Source organism: Rhizobium sp. BR 315 (assembly GCF_050577975.1).
Classification (GTDB): Bacteria; Pseudomonadota; Alphaproteobacteria; order Rhizobiales; family Rhizobiaceae; genus Rhizobium; species Rhizobium miluonense.
This window is the reverse complement of record NZ_JARWKZ010000001.1, coordinates 123,017-144,323: the sequence shown is the minus strand read 5'-3', so window position 1 is coordinate 144,323 and position 21,307 is coordinate 123,017. Positions and strand designations below refer to the sequence as shown.

The window sequence follows — 21,307 nt, the reverse complement described above, 5'->3', positions numbered from 1 at the left end:
ACTCCTCTCTCAATTTTTACTGCATTTCCAAAAAGTTATCGCCGGCATTAATGGGTGAATCTTTAGAGCCGATTCGCAGCTTGGTCGCTATTACGGCAAGTGTTCCGGCAAAAGCGACGCTATTACCGGTGTTGTTTCGAACACGACGATGCCAGCGACGAGCGCGCTGGCGCTGGCCAATACAAAGCGGCCACTGTATGCGCGACCGCCCAGGACCAAAGCATATGCCGTCTTTGCCACCGTATTGGCGGCAACGGCAGCCCCGAGAGCCATTGCCGCAAATTCAGCGCTTATAGTGTCAAGGATGCCGGCAATTGTAACAGTGATGGCATCAATATCTGCAAGCCCAGAGAGCGTTGAGACGACAAGCAAGCCAGATTGCCCGAACCAGGCCGCGGCCGCCCGTGCGAAGAACCCTACGGCAACGAGAAGGAGCGCAGTTTTCAAAACGGAAAGCAATTCGAACGGGTTTCGTGTGCGGTGTTCAGTGTGCCCGGCAGTGTCCTTCCGTGCAAAGAGCAGTGAAAAACCGGCCATCACGAGAGCGGCGGCAACCAGGGAGGGGCCGAGGCGCACTGCGATCGGCGGCGCAAGAATGGCGATGTAAAAAAGCACCTTGAGGTACGAGACGGCGTTTGCGGCCGTTGCGCCGGCAACCAACAGTGCTGCCGACTGTCCGGTAAGGCTGAGACGGGCATTCGTGACGGCAATCGCGGTTGACGATACCAGGCCGTTGACTGCTCCGGCGACGAGTTCGCCGCGAACCTGGCCGAACGCCTTGACGGCAACATATCCCAGGAAGGAGGTGCCTGCGAGAAGGACTACCAATTGCCAAGTGCCGGAGGGAGAAATGCCGCCAAACGGGCCGAGCGGAGCAGTGGGCAGGATCGGCAAGACAATGACAGCCATTGCAAGGAAAACGATGGCCGATCGCAGCTCGTTCCAACTTAGAGCCCGAACGAACCGATGCAATATCTCGCGACTGGCCAGGATTGCCACGAGCGAAACGCCGCCGGCCGCTGCCAGCCGCGCATTGCCGAGCACGGCGAGGGATCCCAGCGCAAAGGTTGTCATGGCTGCGACGACGGTGGTGACACTGTAATCGCCTTCCACGATCGATTCCCGAAACTGATAGAGAGCGAAGATGGCGCTAAAGATTGCGAACATGGCGACGACGACGAGGCCGTATAGCGCAGGCTGCGGGGATTGCGTCTGTTCAATCAGGCCCGAAAGACCGCCGAGCATGCCGACGATCATGAAGGTGCGGATTCCGGCAGTTCGCTTTCCCGCACCTTCATCGCGCTCCCGCCAGTGGCGCTCTACGCCGACGACTGCGCCGATAGCCAGTGCCAAACCGAGCCGCTCGAAAGATTCAATGCTCTCCATCCCACCCCCTTATTCGAATCCGCTTCATCTGTGTCGCCCCATCATTCCGGCCGTTTCTGCGCCCGCCCTCTCTCTCGCGCGCTTTGTCAACAGCTTGTCTGCACCGAGCCGGTTGGAGTTACACCAGGAGCGCCTGCGGGCTCTTTGAAGCCTCACTCGGCGATCCGACTGGCATCCCGCCTCGAAAACCATACCCGCAATCTGGTGAGGCTGGACGATTGCAGGTCGGTTGTCACCGCAAGAAATGAAAGAGTAGCCTTTTCCTGGGGAGGATAAAACTGGGTACCGCTAAAGTATCCAAACGTGCTAAATATCACGACTATTCAATGGCTTAGGTTGACACCGCCGCCGATTGAACGCTATCATTATCCTTCAGTTTCCGATTGCCGTGGTGTCCTGGTGGTGACCCGCTAAAAGTCCTGGAGGTGGTAGATGAGCAAGCGTAGTAGTGTGCTGCTGACGAAGCGCGTCGTCGATGCGGCTCGGCCGGATCATGAACGTTATCACGTTTGGGATAGCGAGCTTGCAGGCTTTGGTCTTCGCATCGCTCCCACGGGTGTGAAGACTTTCCTCATCAAGTATCGAGCTGATGGCGGCGGTCGCTCAGCTCCCCAGCGCATTTTGACGATAGGGCGTTTTGGTCCGATCACCGTAGAGCAAGCAAGAAAGCTCGCCAAGGCTAAGCTCGGGAGTGTTGCGGCTGGGCAAGATCCGGCGGGGGATCTCCAGGCAATGCGCCGGCAGATGACGATTGGTGCGCTCATCGATCTTTATGAGAAAGAGGGCTGCTTCGTTCAGCGCGGTCGGCGGCAAGGCGAGCCGATGAAGGCAAGGACTAAGTCCGTAACGTTGGCGCGTCTTCGAAACCATGTAGTGCCTTTACTTGGGAAGCGACGGGCGCAAAGTCTAAACTCAGGCGATATTGAGCGACTCGTTGCTGATGTGACATCCGGAAAGACGTCTCGCGACGAGAAGATAGGAATTCGTCGACGGAGCATTGTGAGAGGCGGTGCGGCATCCGGACGCAAGGTAGCGCGCGATCTGTCTGCCGTTTTCAGTTTTGCCATTCGGAACGAAATCATTGCCCATAATCCATGCACAACCGCTGCTATTCGGAAAACTGATAATCGAAGGACGCGATTTCTTACCATAGATGAGCTTGCACGCCTGGGGGCCGCTTTGGATGAACTTGAAGCTGCAGGTCACAATCGAAAGGCTATAATCATTATCCGCCTATTGGCTTTGACCGGCTGCCGCCGCGAAGAAATAGCTGGCCTGGAATGGTCGGAAGTAAATTTTGATGACGGACTAATCGAACTTAAAGACAGTAAAACCGGGAGGTCGATCCGTCCCTTAGGCGCGCATGCAATGGTTTTGTTGAACTCAATTCCAAGAGGAGAGAGCAAGTTTGTGTTTCCGGCTGAGCATGGTGAGGGACATTATCAGGGAGCCGTACGGGCTTGGCGCAAGGCCGTTGCAAAAGCTCAGATCGCTGGTGCCACGCCACATACACTGAGGCACACGGTTGGCTCTACAGCCGCTTCTTCAGGAGAGGCGATGGCGCTGACGGGCGCAATTCTTGGCCATGCCGACTTAAGCTCCACCGGAATATATGCTCACGTCCAGCGTGATCCCTCTCGCGATGCTGCAGATCGGGTTGCCAAGCGGATTGCTGAGGCACTCGCGGGCAGAGTTGCCGTGGAAGGAGATATGCAGCAGTTAAGAGCCAAGCAGGATCTCGCAGAACTTGACTCTGAACTAAAAGCTCTTGTGCTCCGATTTCTTAACAATGGTGCGGACGTAAAGCGCGTTCTGACAATAGTGACCGGGGCGATTGCTAGTTCCGTTGCGTTAGAAGGCATGTCAAGATCCGCATAGTGAACCGCCCCGGCTTTGCCGGAGATGACCTGCCACTGAACTTTCATCCGGCTGCGATTAGAGCCTCGGCGGTTTTGCTGCTGACAATGATGCTGCAACAACGAGTGTTGCCACAGCATTGGTAGCTTGGTCGGCGGGTTTTTCTCAGGACGAGGGCTAGCGATTGTTCAGCCGATAGATTCTCGTAGGGTATTTTCCGAACCTCTCGATCGGCGCTACCTCAGAGTAGACTACGCGTCTGTCCGATGAGATAGAGCCTCCGATGGTTGGAGATTGACGATGGCAAACATCGAGTTGATAAAAGTCGAGGAACGAAGAAACGCTTGGCTCTTGTACAGTGTCCGAGCGTACACAAGCGCTGGCCGCATGGAATTCCCGATCGCGATCAAGGACCATGGAACATCGGCTTCGAATGAGGCAGCCGTTCTTCGATCCACACTTGGCTTCGCTGAGGAATTGGAGGCATCAGCTCGCCTTCGGCTTGGCCTGGGCTGAGCGGAAACCCCAAGTAGAGTCACTCTGCATTGGTGGGCATGTCGCGTCGACGTCCGTGGTACCGGGGATCAAGAGTTAGCCTGCTCGCGTTACAAATGCCTGCAAAGCAAGGCTTCAATGGATTGTCTCGTTGGCGCCAGCAAAACCATATTGTGGGTTCGAGCCCACGTGTTCGAACGCTATTAGGCTTTCTTTCGAGCGCTTCATTCTCGGCTGCGACAGTCCGCTTTCCTCCAACGATTTTCAACAGGTTCCGCGAAACTGTTCGAGCCGGAGGTCGCACGATTTCTTATTTCTCAAGCCGCTTCCGGATCGCCAGCAGCTCCTGCCGGCGCCCCGCGCTCGTTTCCGGATAAGCCATGTTGAGTCCTTTGAACGTATCAAGGACGATCTGGGAGACGATCAGCCGCGCATTATCCTTGTCGTCGGCCGGGACGACGTACCAAGGGGAGCCGGCTGTGCTTGTCGCGCCGAGGCATTGTTCATAGGCCTCCATATATTGCTTCCAGAACTTCCGCTCCTTTATATCCGCAAGGCTGAATTTCCAGTTCTTTTCCGGCTCATCGATGCGCGCCAGGAAGCGCCTTCGCTGCTCCTCCTTTGAAAGATGCAGGAAGAATTTGACGATACGGGTCCCGTTGCTGTTGAGATGTTTCTCCAAATTCCTGATCGAGCGATATCGGTCGTGCCAGAGGGTCTTGTCGTCATGTGTGGCGTCGGGGAGCCCTTCACTTTGGAGTATTTCAGGATGCACTCGGACGATTAGCACTTCCTCGTAGTAGGACCGGTTGAAGATGCCGATCCGTCCCCGTTCAGGCAGGTCACGTGTAGTCCGCCAAAGGAAATCGTGCTGAAGTTCGGCCGTACTGGGATGTTTGAAGCTGAAAACCTGGCAGCCTTGAGGGTTAACCCCCGACATCACATGCCGGATCGCGCCGTCCTTGCCCGCCGCATCCATCGCCTGGAAGATCAGCAAGATAGCATGACGGTTGGATGCGTAGAGAAGCTGCTGCATGTCGCTGAGTTGTGCGACGTGCTCTTCCAGGATCTTCTCGTACTGGCCCTTTGACTTGTAAGCAGGATGGACCGAGGTCGGCCATTTCTTCAGATCGACGTCATCGCCTTCGCGTACGCGGAAGTCCTTCGACCGTATTTTCATCGTCCACCTTCCTTCTAATCAGATCCCACACAATGGCGCCTCATCTCATCCAGCGGTCTGCGACGTCTGACTGCCGGGTAGCTTCGCTTCGCGCCGGGGCTGGATCTTGAGAGGATCGAGAATTCGGTATGCAAGCAATTTCACGCGATCGTTTATGAGGAACCAGACCAAGGCATATCCCCAAACGAACGCGGCCCAACCCCAGCCAAGCGGCGTCATGAATACCCCGTAGACCGCGATCAGCGTCGCCAAGATCTGCGTGCCGAGCACGGCGATCCATAGGATGCGAGCGGGGCGTATGGTGTCCAAAATCCTGCCTGTCGGGCGCATAAACTCAACGCTCAGGCAGTTTCTTGATGGCGAGGCATCTGGCGGGCTTGTCTTGATGTTCGTGGCGGCATTGGCAATCTTGACGGCGAACTCACCGCTCGCCTCCAGCTACTTCTCCACGCTCCATGCCTACATTGGACCGCTCAGTATCCAGCATTGGATCAATGATGCCCTGATGGCGATCTTTTTTCTGCTGGTCGGCCTTGAGATCAAGCGCGAAATGCTCGACGGGCAGCTCTCCTCGTGGAGCAGGCGTATTCTGCCTGGCGTCGCTGCGGCCGGCGGAATGCTGATCCCGGCCGGGATATATGTCGCGGTCAACAGCGGCAACCCTGATACTCTTCGAGGCTGGGCAATACCGACGGCGACCGATATCGCATTTGCCCTCGGCGTCTTGTCACTCCTGGGTTCCCGCGTCCCTGCGTCGCTAAAGATCTTCCTGGCCGCACTGGCCATCATCGACGATCTTGGGGCGGTCATTGTTATCGCTCTGTTCTACAATACCGGCATCTCGATACCCGATTTAATCGGCGCCATGCTTGTCCTTGTCATCCTGTTCGTGCTCAACCGCCGGCAGACCAATTCGCTCGTGGCCTATCTGCTGTTGGGGGCTGTGCTTTGGGTCTTTGTCCTGCGGTCAGGGATCCACGCGACATTGGCGGGCGTGTTGCTCGCGCTTTTCATCCCGATCACCGTCACGCGTGGGAAGCCAGAAGCGTCTGATAGCGTATCACCTTTGCACCGCCTCGAGCACCTTCTAGCGAAGCCCGTGGCGTTCGTGATCGTGCCGATATTCGGTTTTGCAAATGCTGGCGTATCGTTTCAGGGAATTTCGCCCACAGTGATGGTTGAGCCGGTCACGCTTGGCGTTGCCCTCGGCTTGGTGCTCGGCAAGGTGATGGGCGTGTTTGGCGCTGTGTTTTTGATGGTCAGGTTCAAGCTTGCCGATCTTCCGGCTCGTGCCAGTTGGCGACAGGTACTCGGTGTCTCCTTGCTTTGCGGGATCGGCTTCACGATGAGCCTATTCATCGGGCTGCTTGCCTTTAATGACCCTTTGTTCCAGGACCGGGTCAAGATCGGCATTCTTGCAGGTTCACTTACCGCCGGCGTGTTCGGTTACGTCGGACTTCGTTGGGCGGCGCGCCGCGAATAACAAACTTGGGGGCCGATGACCGAGGAGGAGAGGTGCAGCCAGGCCGAGCAATGAGAACCTTTCGGCTTGATGGCCAAGCTCGAGAGCGGCGGCTGAAGGACCCGCGCGCATGCAAATCAACAGCTCGCCTTTGCGAAGCGTTGTACGCGAACCGAACCGGCGGCTCCGCAAAGTGCATGTGGGGACCGGGCGCCGCCCGGTCGCCACGGATACTTGCTACATCTTGCCCATGCTCTTCATGGCATTGTCCATGTGCATCTTGCAGTCGTCCATCTTGTTGGCCTTCATGGAGTCCTTGGCCATCATCATTTCCTTGGACGCCATTTCCTTCTTATCCTTCATCATAGGGTCGGTCATCTTGTCCATGCTCGCTTGCATCTTCATCATCGATGCGTCGTCGCACTTCGTGGCCATCATTGCGTCGTCGGCAAAAGCCGGAAGCGTGAACGCCGATGCAAGAACGATAGCTACCGCAGTGATCTTCAACATGGTCTTCTCCTTGTGTTGGGCATCATTGCCCGCAGTCAAGCGTTTCCCGAACGGTTATATTCCCGCGTACCATTCGTAGCCGCGGTCCTCCCAGAAACCGCCTTTGCCACCCCAAAGGCTGGCGAAGCTGTCCTTGATTTCGATGCGCATCACGTACTTTGCGTGCTTGTAGCCAAGATGCCGCTCGACGCGCAGGCGAAGCGGCGCGCCGTGAGCCACTTCGAGGTCCTTACCGTTGAGCTGATAGGCAAGGATCGTCTGCGGATGAAAGGCGTCGATCAGATCGATGCTTTCGTAGTAGGTCCTGCTGCCGTCGACCGTCTGTTCGAGCTGGTCGGCACAGTAGAAGACGGCATAACGGGCTCCGGGCTTCAGGCCCGCGCTCTGCAGGATCGGCCCGAGCGGCACGCCCGTCCATTTCCCGATGGCGCTCCAACCCTCCACGCAGTCATGTCGGGTAATTTGCGTTCGCGATGGCAATTTTTTGAGATCCGCCAATGAGAGTTCGACCGGATGCTCGACCAAACCGTCGATCTTCAGTCGCCAGTCCGCAAAGCCCGTTTGCATCATCCGGGCATAATCTTCGCTGTCCGGCTGACTCGTGCCGTTCGGCCTGAACGTTGGCGAGATGTCGGCTTCGGAAAATTCACGAGCCAGCTTGTCCTTCGGGACGAGAAGCCGCTGGCTTTTCATCGTCAGTTTTTCCGCCATCGCCAGTACGTTTTGAACGTTGGCGTTCTGGGCGACGTCGTCGCAGCCGGCCAGGCCGATTGCACCTAGCCCAGCCGCTGATCCGATCAACAGGCGACGGCGTGTGATGAAGAACGTCATTTCCGGCCCCCTTCGCTTTCGATCCCATATCGGCCGGTGATCATCGAACGCATGTTGTTCCAAAGCCCGGAGAGGATGACCATGGCGACATGCACCAGAACGAAGAGCACGATCGACCAGGCGCAAATGAAGTGGATGGAGCGTGCAGACTGTCGTCCGCCAAAGAAATCGAGCAGGAAGGGAAAACCGGCATCCATCGCCGGCGACATGGTTAGCCCTGTCGCGAGCATCAGCGGCAGCAGAACGAAGATGACGATCAGATAGGTGAGCTTCTGGAGGGCATTATAGTGGCGGGCCTTTTCCCCCTTCGGGAAACGCAGCCGCGCGTGGTCGGCGATCTCCTGCTTCAGATGGCCGGGCGAGAGCTCTTCAGCACTTGGCGCGAGATCGCGCCTGAAATGACCGCCGAAAAAGCCGTACAACGCATAGATCGATCCATTGATCACAAAGAGCCATGCAAAGAATAGATGCCATTGGCGGCCTGTCGTCAAGTCCTGATAGCTCGGGATGGTCGCCCAGGTTGGGAACCCGCGCTCCGTCAGCTCGCCACCTTCCCGCGAAACGCCGAGAATGCCTGTTGTCACGATGGACAGGCGACCGATGCGAAGGACGCCACGCGTGCTGTCTCCATCCTGGACAGCCGCGATCGAAAGCCAGGATGGATCGGCATCGGCACCGTACTGCCCCCAATAGAGCGACGGATGCGCATTGAATATCTGCAATCCGCTCATCAGAAGCAGGCTGAGACAGAGGACGTTGAGCCAATGGGTGATCCGAGTGACGAGGGAATGCCGTCGAATGAATACTCTCGTCGGTCCAGTCGGCGGTGATGTGTCCAGGTGGTCCATGGTGGCCATGGTCGCTCCTCTCGCGCCAGCTAAGCGGCTGTGCTGTTAGGGGATACGAGCGGCGAAGTGTGGTTGTTACAGGCTTGGCGAAATAATTTTCGGCAGGTGAACCCGGCCACTCCGCTTGAACGCTCAGGAACTATCCCACCAAAGACGCCTGATCCAGATGGTCACAAAACCGTGTGCGTGTAACAAATGGCGATTTCGCTGCGAAGCCGATGATGAAGCCATTGGGAGAGAAGCGATGAAGCAACTGACGAGACTATTGATCACCGGAGCAGCTGTTTGTGTCATGGCGAGTGTTTCGTATGGCGCATCAAGCGATAGCCGCTCCCCCACGGTTGTCGAACTCTTCACGAGCCAGGGATGCTCGTCTTGTCCTCCTGCGAACGCCAACCTCATAAAGCTCAGCAAGCGTGATGACGTCCTCACCCTGAGCTTCGCAGTGACCTACTGGGACTATCTCGGCTGGAAGGACATTTTCGATAAACAGGAATTTACAGACAGGCAGGTTGCATACGAAGCCCCACTTCATCAGTCAGGGCCCTATACCCCGCAGATGATTGTCAACGGAACGAAGACCGTGGTTGGCAACAACCTGACCGAGGTGACCCAGCTTCTGGCAACTGTTTCCCGCTTGAAGGGACCGTCCATCGCCCTTAACCAAGGTGGCGCTCAAATCGGGAGCGGCGAAGCCCCAAGATCGGCGGCGGACGTCTGGTTGATCCGATATGACCCAAAGCTCATCAACGTGCCGATCGATCGTGGTGAAAACGCCGGCAGTACTTTGCCCCATACTCACGTCGTGCATGCGTTGAAGCATCTCGGGCAGTGGGATGGGAAGCCTGCCACGTTCGATTTCCCGAAGGCACCGGATGAGCTTCGCACGGCAATTCTGGTTCAGGAGCAACAAGGTGGCCCCATACTCGCAGCGGCGACCGACTGACAACATGGTGCTAAATAAACGCGCCGTCCCTCATGGCAATAAAGACTGGAAATCTCGAGCAACACGGCGCCAGGCAATAGTCCCAAAGTCATACCGAGACATTTGATGAGAGCGCCATCAATCTGTGAGTTGCCGCCTTGTAAAAATAATTGCAGCAGCTCCGTAGCAATCGCACCGAAAATACAAAAAATCCCGACAATCCTGCGCTCGCCGGGACGTGACATAAAATCTAAGCGATGAAAAGGATACCGAGATCGATCAAGCTGAATCGGTACACGCCAGTCCCGCGATCATGCTAGGGGAATGAGCGATCCTTGTTGGATGATCATTGACAATGTGCCTAAGACTGCATCGTTCAGCTAAGTCGAAATAGCCTTTCTCAGGATCGCTATTCTACAGCCCACCATCGACCTTTGATCTCTGAAAACCTTCGCCTTCCGGTGAAGGCGCGAGAGCCAATGTGAAAAGAATAGCTGCACCAATAGCCAGAGCGTTCGGTAGCCGTCGTACACTGCGAATCTGTTGCTTTCACGTGGATTGACGCTGAGATTTCATCGACCGACGGGCCTGCCGAAAATGGCCGCCAAGCATGCCAAATAAGTATAACCACGATAGCAGCCACAATACCGATTGTAATGCGGAGCTTCATCATCCTTCCAATCACGTTGACGGATAAGTCCCGCATCGCCAAGCGCCGACGGGACAATTTTGCGTCGGTTTAACAGAGTGCGGTTGCGGCAAGGAGGACCGCGCATTTGCGCCAAAAATTACTCGTCGCCGTCCACAATCTTATCGTGACTTTATATCACGGCATGATATATGTCGATCTAATTTGTTGTCCAGTTTGGGCGACATTATTGAACTGCAATTTTGACGCGGCTGCCGACGAGAGATCGGTAATTCCTCTGGGGTCAAGCGGCGCGCGGGAGAGGCGTTTCGGGCTCGAGAGTGGCGATGCGTTGGGTTCTGATTATCGCAACGGTGCCTGCAATGGAGAGGAGATGGTGTTTGATGGAGCGCCATAGAGGATGTGATGGGCGATGTTGTGAAATTCAAATCTGACAGGATTGGCCGCCAACGCCTAATGCGAACAGCGAAGCTTGAAAAGGAACTGAGGCTACGCTTTCCTTCGGCAGCAGCGTCAGGTCACAACGATCGCAACCCGCTTATCGCAAAGCATCATGAGATATCGGCGGAACCACAGGTCGGGGTCCCATTGCTTGGTATCGCAATCATGATTCTGGCGATCGCGGTCTATGCGCTGGTTGCATTTCATCTCACGGACCAGCCGCGCTACTCCGCCCGCGCCAATCTTCTTCCGCCACTAATGGCGCAGCAATAGCGGGCGCATGGCCTGCGCCGGCACGAATTTCTATTCCTCAGGCGTCTTGGCATAGGTGGTGGGGGAGTTTCACAAGGCCAGCTGGTGTGGGGCGCATCAATTGCCGCCAATTCAAATGCGATAGAGAAACACGTCCGTCTGTGGGGGATACTCTTATTCCCTCTCAGGCATTACCGCCGCATTGAAACGGATCGGTGCTTGCAATTGAGGTGGAGTGACTTCTCTCAGTCGACAACTGTCGAGCTGAGTCTGGCATCTGCCTATGCTCTTATTTCCTGCCTTTGGAACACGACGTAGGCGATCGTGTAAACAAGCAGCATGGCAGCAATCAGCCCAGAAAATTGTGGCCAGATCAGAAGAATGCTCTGATCGAAAGGCAGCGGCGCTCCGAGCAGGGCTCCCTGGAGCTGAGTGACGAAAATCAGGCCCAGCGCCCTGGTTGCGGGATTGAGAAGCGCAAGCGTAGCCTCGCCGAAGAGCGTGTTCGGAGACAGTCGTGCGATGGCATGCGCGATTTCCGCCTGATGCACGGCCGTCATCGGATCGAGGGGATCGATAGGCGCTATCGCTCCTGCCAGAAGCGGCCCGATCATGCTCCAGAAGATCGTGAAGACCAGCCAGAGCGTCAACCCGGCCAACGCCGAAGTTGCTGGAGCCCGAAAGAGCGTCGAGAACAGCATCGAAATCGCCAGCCAAACGCCGGCATAGGCGAGCGAAGCGATCAGGAAGGCCACGCCACGCATGATTTCCTCACCCGACGGCGGCAGGCCGAGCATCAGAATCCCCATGCCGGTGACAAGTAGCCAGAGCGTGACCAGGCAGATCCCTATGACCAGAAGCCCACCGATGAATTTTCCGGCGAGCAGCGCATCGCGATAGATCGGCTGGGACAGGATACGGCTCATCGTGCGGCGGTTATACTCGCCGTTGATCGCGTCGAAGCCGAGCGCTATTGCCACCAGCGGCAACAGGAAGCCCAGGAAGGCGACGAAGGACGGCAGCGGCTCGCGGGCCGTTGTGAAGATGCGAAGAAAAAGAAACTGATCTTCGCTGAGGGTATTCTTGATCTCGCCGATTGCCGCATAGATCGAGCCGAAGGCGGTGAGGAGCACGAGCAGCATCACAAGATGCATACGCGGGCTCGTCATGTGATCGGCTGCCTCCTTCATGGCAACCGTGGAGAGACCGGCAAAGGGGGAGCCTTCACGCTGCATGATCCACCTGTTCGAAATAACGTACATAGACTTCATCGAGGCTCGAGCGATCCATCGACAAGCGCCTGAGGCGGCCGCCGGCTGAAACGATCCTGCTGGCGATTTCGGGGCGAACATCCGTCTCCGCGTCGATGCGGGTTACGTCGGATGCTATGGCCGTCACCCGCCTCGTCTGCGGGATGCCGGAGGCTATCTTGGCGGTGTCGCATCCTTCCGCCTCAACCTCGATGATGTACGACCCGCCCAGAACCTGGCTGGCGAGATCCGAAACGCGGCCGACCAAACCGACCCTGCCGCGATGGAAAAGTGCCACCCGGGAACAGATCGCCTGGACCATCGACAAGAGATGCGAAGACAGGACGATCGTCATGCCTTCACCGGCGAGTTGCACGATGAGATCGAGCAATTCCTGCGTCGACTGCGGATCGAGACCCGACGTCGGCTCATCCAGAATGGCGACTTCGCTTCCCTTTGCCAGCAGATCGGCAATACCGAGCCGCTGTCGCATACCGCGCGAAAATGTTGATACGCGGCGATCGGCAACCTCAGTGAGGCGCACGCGCGCCAAGGCGCTTGCAATGTGCTGCTCCGCATCGGCAATGCCGGCAAGGCGCATGGTGTAACGCAGATTCTCCCAGGCGCTCATGCTGTCGTAGAATCCGACGGCATCCGGCAAATAGCCAACCCTGCGCTTGACCTCCAGCGGCTCACGCAAGGGGTCATGACCCAGCACGCGCACGCTGCCGCCATCGGGTTCGGTCAGTCCGAGCAAAAGCAGGATCGTTGTCGTCTTGCCGGAGCCGTTCGGCCCGAGCAGCCCAAAAATCTCTCCCTTATTGACCACCAGATCGAGACTTTCGACGGCAACAGAGCGACCGTAGTGTTTGGTGAGGCCTTTTGCCTCGATGACAGGCGTGTTCATCGGCGTCCATACCTTGTGACCGCCATGGCAAGCACGATGACGGCCGCGCCGATCACGCCGAGACCGGCGGCGCCCCAGATAGTCGATGTCGTCACGGTGACACGGAAGTCCGCATTGTCGGATGCGCCACTACCGTCCGCCCTTATATTGACCATGTAGTCGCCGGCAATTGCATTGTTCGATGGCGTCATGTGCACAGCAACCGTTTGCTGAGCGCCGGGTGCGATGGCATCGAGCGCCTTCGGGTCAAGCTGAACATTCCAGCCACTGGGAGCACTTGCCGAAAGCTTGACATCCGTCGCAGGTGCCGTTCCGGAATTGTTGATGGTGAAGTTGAACACCTGTTCTCTGCCGGCCACGGCCCTGCCGGAAAGCCGGCCATCCGGGCCTGACAGGGATATCGACGGTTGACCGGTAACATCGAGCACCAGCTGCGTCTTGCCCTGAACCTTCGGGCTGGACGCTTCCACCATGACTGTATACTTGCCGGCGGCAACATTCTGTGGCGGCTTTACGGATACCTTTACGGTCTTGGTTTCACCGGGCTTGAAGGGAAGGCTGGTCAGTTCCTGACTGCCGTATTGTTCTTTGAAAGTCGCGGCAAAGCCGGACGGAGTATCCGATACAAGATTGAAGGTCTCGTTCTCCTGGCTGTCATTCTTGATGGCGACATCGAAATCGAAGTTCGATCGAGGCGTTCCTCTCAACGCTGGCAAGCTTGGCGTCAGCGTCACCTTGTCTGGCTCTGCGGCAGCCAGTGTCATAGAAATTGGCAGTTGCAGTATCTCGTTCGTGTCGGAGGTGCCGCGAACGGTAAAGTTATAGGTTCCGGGCTTGATGGTCCCAGGTGTCGTAATCTTCAAGGTCAGCCTCTGGCTGTCATCGGAACCGACGATCGCGGCGCTGACGGGCTTACCCGCTCCATCCAGCTCCCATTTCCAGCTGTCCGGCAGACCGTTGACGGAAAAGGCAATACGCGCCGGCGGCAGGTTTGAATTCGAAAGGGTCAAGGACAGGCTGGTATCTTCACCGATACGTTCGGTCAGAACTGGAAAATCCGTCGTCAACCACAAGCCCGTGGGTTTGGCTGGCGCTATTTGCGCGCAACCGACAGAGGCATACGAAACCATCCCGCCGGCAAGCACTATGGCCGGCAGGAAATGACGAAAGCGACTCATCGCATCACTCCCAAATCAATAATGGCACGCTGGCTCGGCTACTGTTGATGCGCCAAGACGTTGGAACGATCCGGCGCAATTGCGACAAGAATCGGGCAAAGACATTAAATCTTCTTAATGTGCTTTCTCGATCCAAAGTGCTCGCGACAGGGCACTGCATCGACGTCGACCGAAACCCCGGGAAAGGCAATCTTCCTGGAAAGATCAAATGTCAGGTATATTACGATGAAAATCATATACTTAAGACGATATCGGATTAATGAGGGATTTTGGAAGAGCCCCATTTCAGTGCTGCTCGGCATCGCGCTCCCACTCGCGAGGGGCAGTCGCTTCCTACTCGCATTTTGTATCATACCATGATATTTTGATCCAAGGTGAATTAAGGTGATTCTGAATGGGGGATGAATGCATGGATGATTTGGAAGTTTTTATGAGGCCATATTAGCATTTTTATTTGCGTTGGAGCATTGGCGCCGTACCCAGAGGCTGCGGACGCAAGGATTTTGGCAAGGCTGTAATTGATAGTTGGGGGATTGATTGATGAAACGCGTTCTGATTGTTGAGGATGATGCGCTAATCGCGATAGATCTTCAACATATCATCCATGATCTCGGGTATGAGATCTCGGGAATTGCCAACAGCTTTGAAAGTGCAAAGCGGCTCGCGCCTCATTCGGACTTCGCCCTTGTCGACGTCCACCTCACCGATGGCGCCACCGGACCGCGCATCGGTCAATTTCTGGCCGATGAATTCGGTATATCAGTCGTCATGGTAACCGCCAATCCGGAGGTTGTTGCAGATGGTATTTCCGGGGTTATCGGCGTCATTTCCAAGCCCGCGCAACCGGCCACAATCAAGCAGGTGCTGGAGTTCATGTTGAATCACAAGAACCATCAGTTGCCCCATCCTCCGGCACTACGTCTGCTTTCGTTCGAAAGACGTGACCGCATCTAGAGAGGCGAAGCAGCATCATGGAAACGCACGAGCCCCTCTGCCTTCTGTCATTGCGCCTGGAAAAGCTGCTGCAACGTCATGGTGTCCTCGACGACCAAGGCCAGATGGAAACCCCAAAAGCCGGTGAAATGCCGGCTGAGCTTCAACAGAGACTGTCCGGGCTCATTGAAAACATGGCTGAGCTTAGGGGGCTGATCGACGTCGGCCAGGATGCCCGCCGTGGCAAATCGCTCTCCATGGCGGTGATGCACGCCGCTCACGTCATGATGGAGGAAGTCTGCGGCGCGCTGGAATGCAGCGAAGAAAAGCAATAGGAGTGCTTCTCGTTGCACGCCCGAAGGCGTGGATGTTGCGCTCCGCCGGAGCTAAACTATCGAGCACAGACCTCGATTTTCGCTGCGATCAGTCGGATCGCGACAGGCGCCGAAGCCGCCTCAAGGATTCGACCAGCAGTTTCTCATTCTCGAACATCCCTTTGAGATGGATCCTCGCCAACTGTTCGAGCAGTTCGTCGCCCACTTCGGTCAGGCCGATCAGGACGCTGCGCTTGTCTTCCGGCGAAGGCATGCGGACCGCCAGACCAGCAGCTTCCAGCCGGTTTACCAGTTGGACCGCACCATTGTGCTGCAATAGCATCTGTTCGGCGAGTTCTCGCATCATGATCTGCCGCGCCGGCGAGACCTTGATCACCAGCAGCGCCTGATACTGCTGCGATGTCACGCCCACTTCGGAAAGGGCAGCCTCACTGAATGAAAGAAACCGTCGCATGGCAAGCCGCACGCCCGCAAGACCGTGATAGACATCAGGATCCAGAGGCTCGTTCACGTCAAAATCACGCTTGTGCGATCGTCTGGGCCGCTTGTCAGGGCGCATGCACATCATCCTTTGTGTATCTCGTGATGATATATTTTACGCACGCCCCGACTGGCAAGCGTTTACGCAGACGTGACCTTTGACCTGGCTGCCGATACCGCTCGTAAGTTGCTTTCAAGACAGCCCCGACCTGCCTCTCGACAATTTAACGCCATAGGGTCTTGCGTCCGTGGCGGGTGAGCGATGCGGATCACCTCTCCTGGCGGCATTCATCATTCCCCCAAAGGGCGATTCTTCAGTCGACATATTTCTACTCATGCTCTGGTTCGCCTTCCCGATCCTCCGGTCAGATGAATTTGCGAGATTACGTCGATGTGCGTTTGGCAGTTCAACTATGTCTCGTGTTTTATATCATGGCATGACATATAGCGTCAGTAGATCTCCACCTTCGTTCAGGCAAATGATGTCATCGCGCTTCCGTAGACCGAAACTCCTCCGTCGTTCCCGCGTTATCTTGGGCTCGTTCAATCTCTGGCGGCCGCGATTGGTGTTCTGGACGGGGGCGTTGGCGATCGGCGTGATCAGCGTCGGCTTTGCCAAGCTTGCCGATCTGGCGCAGCGGGCTTTTGCCGGAGTGACAAGTTCCGGGGAGTGGGGCTGGCTGCTGCCGCTTGCACTGACACCGCTCGGTTTCATGCTTTCCGCCTATCTGGCGGCGACGCTGTTTCCGAATTCTCAAGGAAGCGGCATTCCCCAGGCGATCGCCGCGCGACACCTGCATCACGACGAGGACAGAACGAAACTGCTGTCGCTCAGGGTTGCCTTCGGCAAGATCGTGCTGACCATTCTCGGGTTATTTTGCGGCGCCTCCATCGGCCGCGAGGGACCGACAGTGCAGGTGGGAGCCTCCTTCATGCTGGCGGTGGCGCGCTTTGGCGGCATGGCGCAGGCCAAGGGGCTGATCCTTGCCGGCTCGGCCGCCGGTATTGCCGCTGCCTTCAATACCCCACTCGCCGGCATTGTCTTTGCCATCGAGGAGATGAGCCGCACCTATGAATCGCGTGCCAATGGCCTGGTGCTGATGGCCGTCATCCTCTCCGGCCTCGCAGCGCTCGGGCTGTCTGGCAGCTACAACTACTTTGGCACCGCCGATGTCGCGCCGATAATGCTCAGGGACTGGATTGTCATGCTGATCTGTGGCGTTGGCGGCGGGGCACTCGGCGCTACCTTCAGTGGTCTTGTCCTTTATATCGGTATTCGCATCCGCCGCTGGGCTCTGCCACAGCCTTTGGTGCGGATCGTCCTGCTTGCGGGCTGCTGCGGCCTCGCCATTGCCATCATCGGCGTCGTCTCGGGTGGGAACACTTTCGGCACCGGCTACGATCAGGCACGCGGCGCAGTCGAGGGCCATGCCCTTCCCTTGCCGTTCTTCGCCGAAAAACTGCTGGCAAGTTTCCTGTCGATGATCTCGGGTATTCCGGGTGGCATTTTTGCGCCGTCGCTTGCCGTCGGCGCTGGCCTCGGCAGCACGGTTGGCTCGTTGCTCGGCACGAGCATTGCTCTCGCGGCAATCCTTGGCATGGCGGGTTACTTCGCCGGCGTCGTGCAGGCGCCGATGACCGCCTTCGTCATCATCCTGGAAATGACCGGCGACCACCAGGCCGTCATACCGATCATGGCGGTCTCGATGATCGGTTATGTAACCTCGCGGCTGCTGTCGCGCGAGCCGCTCTATCATGGCCTGTCGCGCGTCTTCATCGCGGCGGCGATCCGCGCACGGCGGAGCACAGAAAGAAATATGTCCCACACCTAGTTGGCTTAGAAGGGCTATCGAGCGGCGTCATGCAAAGGACAAGCGTCAACGCACCTCGGGAATGGAGTTCAACGATATGACCTCATTCTGGAATGCAACCGTGATCTTCCCGGTGGTGGCAATGTCGTCGCACATCGAAGCACCTCAGCCGATTTTCGTTTCGGATCAGTTGCCCGATTGCGCAGATGTCGTAGAAAAGGTTCTGATCAAGACAAAGGGCCGGCTCCTGTCGTTTCGCTCAACCAAGGATAAATGCACGGTTGTCATTCTCTTGGACAAGGAAGGAGCGCGCCCCGAAAAAATTGTCTTAGAGGTCGACAGAAACGCAACTTTCGACAGGACGGAATAGCTTTTTACACTGTGAAGATGCAATCAGAGATTGCTATCTTCACACAGCTGAGCATTTCTCGTTCTGAAGATGAAACTGAAAATACAATATTAGAGCCCTCAGCGGCGTTCAATAGATGGTTTGGTTCGATGGAAGTGGATGATCATTCATGACAGGCAAGATCACGCGCAGAATAATATTTCTAGTATGCGCGTTTCTCATCGTGCTGACGGCACTTGGTCTTCTGATGCGATTCTATGGCCCAATGGCAGAAAGTCATCAAAAATACGGCGAGATTACCAAGGTTTAGAGTGATCTCGTTAATCGCCTGGTCGGCGGCAAATTCACTTGGTGCCGTTTCTCGCGTGTTTGGATTCTCGGTGCGCCAGCTCAATGCGAGCCCCTCGGCTCGGAGCCCAGATCCGCGTGACATGATAGCGATCGAGATCTGGGCTCCATTACATGAACGGGCGTGGTGGATCACGTTTGTGCCGGTCTAAGTGAAGCGGAAGCCACAATCAGCCCGGTCGCTCTCAGGTGAGAGAAATTACCAGACCTCAATTGCAGGCACTGATCCGTTTCAACGCGGCGGTGATGCCCGAGAGGGAATATGAATAGCTGGTGGCGGTTCCCCGCTTCGAGGTGGCGTGCAGTTCCAATTTGTCGCCCGACTTCAGCGCCTGGATCATGGACGGCTGGTCAGCTTCGTTCTGAACCCAGCCGTGCCTGTCCTGGGTGAACATCGCAAAGGTTTTGCCACTAATCACGGCCGTCATTGGCGCACCTTGCTTGAGATCGTAACCCGCCATTGCCTCCGGGACGTAGTCCTTTCCCGGTGAATGCGCGACCATAAAGAAATTGTCGCCATGATCGACATTAGCGGGCATCTGGGCCGTCGGCGTCGACAGGATATAGCAACTCATACCGCCGTCGGACTTATAGGAAAATGCGCCCCATGCACCGAATTGATCGAGGCGGACGGGCGGTGCGGCGTGAGCTGCGGTGATTGCGGACATGGTGAGCACGAGAGAGGCTGCGAGAATTTTGACAGTCATCGTTTCCTATCATTTCTTCTGTCAAGGAAGCCCGACGCGAACATGCACGTAGAAATCTCGTCATGCTTTCAAGCTTGCCGCTACTGATCGACCTGCCGCAGGCAATTTCCTTCGAGATTGATCTGGACCCGGTCCGCCGATTGCGAATCGGTTGCTTTTCATAACTCGGATTTTATATCATGTCATGATATATATGCGCGACGATGATCTGCCTGACAGCGCGTAGGCTTGCATCGGCCTCGAAATGGCGAGCACGCGCAATCCAGCAAAGGCACGTCCTCATGGTAGACACAGAGAAGTCGAACCTCGATCATGCAAAGGCTCACGAGCCGAATGAATATGCCCTTGCCCAGCGTGGCTCAAATAACGCTGCGCCGGAGCATGATGAAGACTTGCGGTTGAGCTTGCTTTTGCTGTCGGCTCTGGCACTCGGCCTCGGTGTCGTAACAGGCCTGGGGGCGGTTCTATTTCGCGATTTGATTGCGCTTCTGCACAACCTGTTCTTCAACGGCACGGTCTCAATCGTTTATGATGCAAACGTGTTCACGTCACCCAGTCGATGGGGTGTGTTCATTATAGCCGCGCCGGTTATTGGCGGGATCATCGTCACTTTTCTCGTCAGCAATTTTGCGCCGGAGGCCAAGGGACACGGCGTCCCGGAGGTCATGAACGCCATCTATCATCATGAGGGTCGGATCCGGCCAATTGTCGCGGTCGTGAAATCCCTGGCGTCCGCCGTGGCGATCGGCAGCGGCTCGTCGGTCGGCCGTGAGGGCCCAATCATTCAGATCGGTTCAGCATTGGGCTCGACCCTTGGACAGATCATTCGCATGCCGATAGGGCAGCGTATTGTTTTGGTTGCGGCTGGCGCAGGCGCGGGCATCGCCGCGACTTTCAACACGCCGATCGGTGGCGTGATGTTTGCCATTGAACTGATGATGCCTGAAGTCAGTGTCAGTACGTTTCTGCCGGTCGCGATTGCCACCGGAGCAGCGACCTTTGTGGGCCGCTGGTTTATCGGCCAGCAACCCGCGTTTCTTGTGCCGCCCCTGCAGGCGCTAACGACCGACGGCAGCGCTGTTGTTCTGCTGCTTCTCTACACCGCTCTCGGCGCCATGACCGGTGTAGCCGCCGCAGCCTTCATTCATGGTCTGCATTTGGCCGAGGATTGGTTCGAGAAGATTCCCGGCCGTTATACGCGCCATATCATCGGCATGCTGTTTCTAGGCCTGCTCATGTATGTTCTCTTTGTCTCGTTCGGCCAGTACTATGTCGATGGCGTAGGGTATGCGACGATCGAGAGCATCCTGGTCGGACACACGACATCCTTGTGGCTCCTGGCGCTGTTGTTTGCATGCAAGCTGATCGCAACGTCGACAAGTCTCGGTGCGGGGTCCTCCGGCGGCATCTTCTCGCCATCACTCTTCATGGGCGCGACCCTCGGTGGCGGCTTTGCGGCCTTACTGCACATGCTCGGTCTTCCAATCCAGATCAGCATCCCCGCCTTTGCGATGGTGGGGATGGGCGCAATGGTAGGCGGCGGCACTGGCGCGGTGATGACCGCCATTACGATGACCTTCGAAATGACACGCGAGTACGACATCGTCATGCCGATGATTCTTGCAGTAGCCACCAGCGTCGGCGTCCGCCGGCTACTCTCGCGTGAGAACATCTATACCCTCAAGCTGGTTCGTCGTGGCAGGCCCATACCCAAGGCGCTGCATGCCAACATGTTTCTGGTTCGCCATGCCCGCGAAGTCATGGACAGCGACATCCTTGTCTTGCAGGCGGAACAAAGCTTCGACGAATTCCTGCGCCAGCACGAAGGGGAGGGGCGGCTTCGCCACGTTGTGGTGATCAAGGGCAGCCATGTATTTGGTGTCATACGCATCAATACAGGGCTACGACGCGGCTTGGCAGATACTCACACCGGCGTATGTCTGGGGGATATCGCAAATCGTGATTTCACCATTGTTGGCACGGAGATGACCGCATCCGACGTCATCGAGCGGATATGGCGAAAGAATGCGTTCATGGCGGTGGTGGTGAGTGGTCATGGTATTCCACGCGAAACCGATGTCGTTGGCGTTATCACCAAGGAACATGTTGCCAATTCCGTTGCAGACGGTCTTAAGATTTATCCACGGTGAGACGGTGATAAAGGATTGGCTGG

At 56.6% G+C, this 21,307-nt stretch carries 20 protein-coding genes; 9 read left to right on the top strand and 11 right to left on the bottom strand.

The window, feature by feature from the left end:
• Nucleotides 1-90 precede the first annotated feature (90 nt).
• Entirely contained in the window at nt 91-1,386 is a 1,296-nt protein-coding gene (locus QD409_RS00745; RefSeq protein WP_430761589.1) for an MgtC/SapB family protein, read from the bottom strand.
• A gap of 432 nt (nt 1,387-1,818) precedes the next feature.
• Between QD409_RS00745 and QD409_RS00740 the strand changes: the two genes are divergently transcribed.
• Nucleotides 1,819-3,264: a tyrosine-type recombinase/integrase gene (locus QD409_RS00740; protein ID WP_430761588.1), complete on the top strand. Its 1,446-nt coding sequence runs from the start codon at nt 1,819-1,821 to the stop codon at nt 3,262-3,264.
• A 784-nt stretch (nt 3,265-4,048) separates the two neighbouring features.
• On the opposite strand, the gene QD409_RS00735 is transcribed toward QD409_RS00740, so the two are convergent.
• Nucleotides 4,049-4,918, bottom strand: coding sequence for an ADP-polyphosphate phosphotransferase (locus QD409_RS00735; RefSeq protein WP_430761587.1), 870 nt, complete (start codon nt 4,916-4,918; stop codon nt 4,049-4,051).
• Between the two features lie 45 nt (nt 4,919-4,963).
• Entirely contained in the window at nt 4,964-5,227 is a 264-nt protein-coding gene (locus QD409_RS00730; RefSeq protein ID WP_430761586.1) for a hypothetical protein, read from the bottom strand.
• Here QD409_RS00730 and nhaA point away from each other — a divergent pair.
• Entirely contained in the window at nt 5,220-6,401 is a 1,182-nt protein-coding gene (gene nhaA, locus QD409_RS00725) for a Na+/H+ antiporter NhaA (protein WP_430761585.1), read from the top strand. The two genes, QD409_RS00730 and nhaA, sit on opposite strands and share 8 nt — an antisense overlap.
• Nucleotides 6,402-6,617: 216 nt before the next feature.
• On the opposite strand, the gene QD409_RS00720 is transcribed toward nhaA, so the two are convergent.
• Genes QD409_RS00720 through QD409_RS00710 form a run of 3 tightly spaced genes read right to left on the bottom strand, consistent with a single transcriptional unit; the run spans nt 6,618 to nt 8,578 of the window.
• On the bottom strand, nt 6,618-6,890 hold the full coding sequence (locus tag QD409_RS00720) for a hypothetical protein (RefSeq protein ID WP_430761584.1): 273 nt from the start codon (nt 6,888-6,890) through the stop codon (nt 6,618-6,620).
• 54 nt (nt 6,891-6,944) lie between these two features.
• Entirely contained in the window at nt 6,945-7,721 is a 777-nt protein-coding gene (locus QD409_RS00715; RefSeq protein WP_430761583.1) for a molybdopterin-binding protein, read from the bottom strand.
• The gene (locus QD409_RS00710; RefSeq protein ID WP_430761582.1) at nt 7,718-8,578 is read right to left on the bottom strand and encodes a cytochrome b/b6 domain-containing protein; all 861 of its coding nucleotides are present in this window, start codon (nt 8,576-8,578) and stop codon (nt 7,718-7,720) included. The genes QD409_RS00715 and QD409_RS00710 overlap by 4 nt, the downstream gene beginning before the upstream one ends.
• Before the next feature lie 235 nt (nt 8,579-8,813).
• Between QD409_RS00710 and QD409_RS00705 the strand changes: the two genes are divergently transcribed.
• Both QD409_RS00705 and QD409_RS00700 read left to right on the top strand, forming a co-directional pair.
• Nucleotides 8,814-9,515 carry a DUF1223 domain-containing protein gene (locus tag QD409_RS00705; protein WP_430761581.1) on the top strand — a complete coding sequence of 234 codons (702 nt, stop codon included), beginning with the start codon at nt 8,814-8,816 and terminating at the stop codon, nt 9,513-9,515.
• A 1,033-nt stretch (nt 9,516-10,548) separates the two neighbouring features.
• A complete protein-coding gene (locus QD409_RS00700; RefSeq protein ID WP_430761580.1) occupies nt 10,549-10,857 on the top strand; it encodes a hypothetical protein in 309 nt (102 codons plus the stop codon).
• A gap of 260 nt (nt 10,858-11,117) precedes the next feature.
• On the opposite strand, the gene QD409_RS00695 is transcribed toward QD409_RS00700, so the two are convergent.
• Genes QD409_RS00695 through QD409_RS00685 form a run of 3 tightly spaced genes read right to left on the bottom strand, consistent with a single transcriptional unit; the run spans nt 11,118 to nt 14,171 of the window.
• On the bottom strand, nt 11,118-12,071 hold the full coding sequence (locus tag QD409_RS00695; RefSeq protein ID WP_430761579.1) for an ABC transporter permease: 954 nt from the start codon (nt 12,069-12,071) through the stop codon (nt 11,118-11,120).
• Nucleotides 12,061-12,993 (bottom strand): ABC transporter ATP-binding protein, encoded by a 933-nt coding sequence (locus tag QD409_RS00690; RefSeq protein WP_430761578.1) that lies wholly within the window; start codon nt 12,991-12,993, stop codon nt 12,061-12,063. The genes QD409_RS00695 and QD409_RS00690 overlap by 11 nt, the downstream gene beginning before the upstream one ends.
• Complete coding sequence (locus tag QD409_RS00685) at nt 12,990-14,171, bottom strand: NEW3 domain-containing protein (protein WP_430761577.1); 1,182 nt, start codon at nt 14,169-14,171, stop codon at nt 12,990-12,992. Before QD409_RS00685 ends, QD409_RS00690 begins: the two co-directional genes overlap by 4 nt.
• A 540-nt stretch (nt 14,172-14,711) precedes the next feature.
• Between QD409_RS00685 and QD409_RS00680 the strand changes: the two genes are divergently transcribed.
• Nucleotides 14,712-15,125 (top strand): response regulator, encoded by a 414-nt coding sequence (locus QD409_RS00680; RefSeq protein ID WP_430761576.1) that lies wholly within the window; start codon nt 14,712-14,714, stop codon nt 15,123-15,125.
• A 17-nt stretch (nt 15,126-15,142) separates the two neighbouring features.
• Nucleotides 15,143-15,439 (top strand): hypothetical protein, encoded by a 297-nt coding sequence (locus QD409_RS00675; RefSeq protein WP_430761575.1) that lies wholly within the window; start codon nt 15,143-15,145, stop codon nt 15,437-15,439.
• Nucleotides 15,440-15,527: 88 nt separating this feature from the next.
• On the opposite strand, the gene QD409_RS00670 is transcribed toward QD409_RS00675, so the two are convergent.
• Entirely contained in the window at nt 15,528-15,998 is a 471-nt protein-coding gene (locus tag QD409_RS00670) for a MarR family winged helix-turn-helix transcriptional regulator (RefSeq protein ID WP_430761574.1), read from the bottom strand.
• A gap of 403 nt (nt 15,999-16,401) precedes the next feature.
• On the opposite strand from QD409_RS00670, the gene QD409_RS00665 reads away from it, so the two are divergent.
• Nucleotides 16,402-17,751 carry a chloride channel protein gene (locus tag QD409_RS00665; RefSeq protein WP_430761573.1) on the top strand — a complete coding sequence of 450 codons (1,350 nt, stop codon included), beginning with the start codon at nt 16,402-16,404 and terminating at the stop codon, nt 17,749-17,751.
• A gap of 76 nt (nt 17,752-17,827) precedes the next feature.
• Nucleotides 17,828-18,100 carry a hypothetical protein gene (locus tag QD409_RS00660; protein WP_430761572.1) on the top strand — a complete coding sequence of 91 codons (273 nt, stop codon included), beginning with the start codon at nt 17,828-17,830 and terminating at the stop codon, nt 18,098-18,100.
• Nucleotides 18,101-18,636: 536 nt separating this feature from the next.
• On the opposite strand, the gene QD409_RS00655 is transcribed toward QD409_RS00660, so the two are convergent.
• Complete coding sequence (locus QD409_RS00655; RefSeq protein ID WP_430761571.1) at nt 18,637-19,134, bottom strand: invasion associated locus B family protein; 498 nt, start codon at nt 19,132-19,134, stop codon at nt 18,637-18,639.
• A 281-nt stretch (nt 19,135-19,415) separates the two neighbouring features.
• Between QD409_RS00655 and QD409_RS00650 the strand changes: the two genes are divergently transcribed.
• Nucleotides 19,416-21,284: a chloride channel protein gene (locus QD409_RS00650; protein WP_430761570.1), complete on the top strand. Its 1,869-nt coding sequence runs from the start codon at nt 19,416-19,418 to the stop codon at nt 21,282-21,284.
• Nucleotides 21,285-21,307: the final 23 nt, after the last annotated feature.

Excerpts from the sequence above, each read along its gene's own strand:
- QD409_RS00745 (WP_430761589.1), bottom strand. The coding sequence starts at position 1,386 with ATGGAGAGCATTGAATCTTTCGAGCGGCTCGGTTTGGCACTGGCTATC.
- QD409_RS00740 (WP_430761588.1), top strand. The coding sequence starts at position 1,819 with ATGAGCAAGCGTAGTAGTGTGCTGCTGACGAAGCGCGTCGTCGATGCG.
- QD409_RS00735 (WP_430761587.1), bottom strand. The coding sequence starts at position 4,918 with ATGAAAATACGGTCGAAGGACTTCCGCGTACGCGAAGGCGATGACGTC.
- QD409_RS00720 (WP_430761584.1), bottom strand. The coding sequence starts at position 6,890 with ATGTTGAAGATCACTGCGGTAGCTATCGTTCTTGCATCGGCGTTCACG.
- QD409_RS00715 (WP_430761583.1), bottom strand. The coding sequence starts at position 7,721 with ATGACGTTCTTCATCACACGCCGTCGCCTGTTGATCGGATCAGCGGCT.
- QD409_RS00710 (WP_430761582.1), bottom strand. The coding sequence starts at position 8,578 with ATGGCCACCATGGACCACCTGGACACATCACCGCCGACTGGACCGACG.
- QD409_RS00705 (WP_430761581.1), top strand. The coding sequence starts at position 8,814 with ATGAAGCAACTGACGAGACTATTGATCACCGGAGCAGCTGTTTGTGTC.
- QD409_RS00700 (WP_430761580.1), top strand. The coding sequence starts at position 10,549 with ATGGGCGATGTTGTGAAATTCAAATCTGACAGGATTGGCCGCCAACGC.
- QD409_RS00695 (WP_430761579.1), bottom strand. The coding sequence starts at position 12,071 with ATGCAGCGTGAAGGCTCCCCCTTTGCCGGTCTCTCCACGGTTGCCATG.
- QD409_RS00690 (WP_430761578.1), bottom strand. The coding sequence starts at position 12,993 with ATGAACACGCCTGTCATCGAGGCAAAAGGCCTCACCAAACACTACGGT.
- QD409_RS00685 (WP_430761577.1), bottom strand. The coding sequence starts at position 14,171 with ATGAGTCGCTTTCGTCATTTCCTGCCGGCCATAGTGCTTGCCGGCGGG.
- QD409_RS00680 (WP_430761576.1), top strand. The coding sequence starts at position 14,712 with ATGAAACGCGTTCTGATTGTTGAGGATGATGCGCTAATCGCGATAGAT.
- QD409_RS00675 (WP_430761575.1), top strand. The coding sequence starts at position 15,143 with ATGGAAACGCACGAGCCCCTCTGCCTTCTGTCATTGCGCCTGGAAAAG.
- QD409_RS00670 (WP_430761574.1), bottom strand. The coding sequence starts at position 15,998 with ATGCGCCCTGACAAGCGGCCCAGACGATCGCACAAGCGTGATTTTGAC.
- QD409_RS00665 (WP_430761573.1), top strand. The coding sequence starts at position 16,402 with ATGTCATCGCGCTTCCGTAGACCGAAACTCCTCCGTCGTTCCCGCGTT.
- QD409_RS00660 (WP_430761572.1), top strand. The coding sequence starts at position 17,828 with ATGACCTCATTCTGGAATGCAACCGTGATCTTCCCGGTGGTGGCAATG.
- QD409_RS00655 (WP_430761571.1), bottom strand. The coding sequence starts at position 19,134 with ATGACTGTCAAAATTCTCGCAGCCTCTCTCGTGCTCACCATGTCCGCA.
- QD409_RS00650 (WP_430761570.1), top strand. The coding sequence starts at position 19,416 with ATGGTAGACACAGAGAAGTCGAACCTCGATCATGCAAAGGCTCACGAG.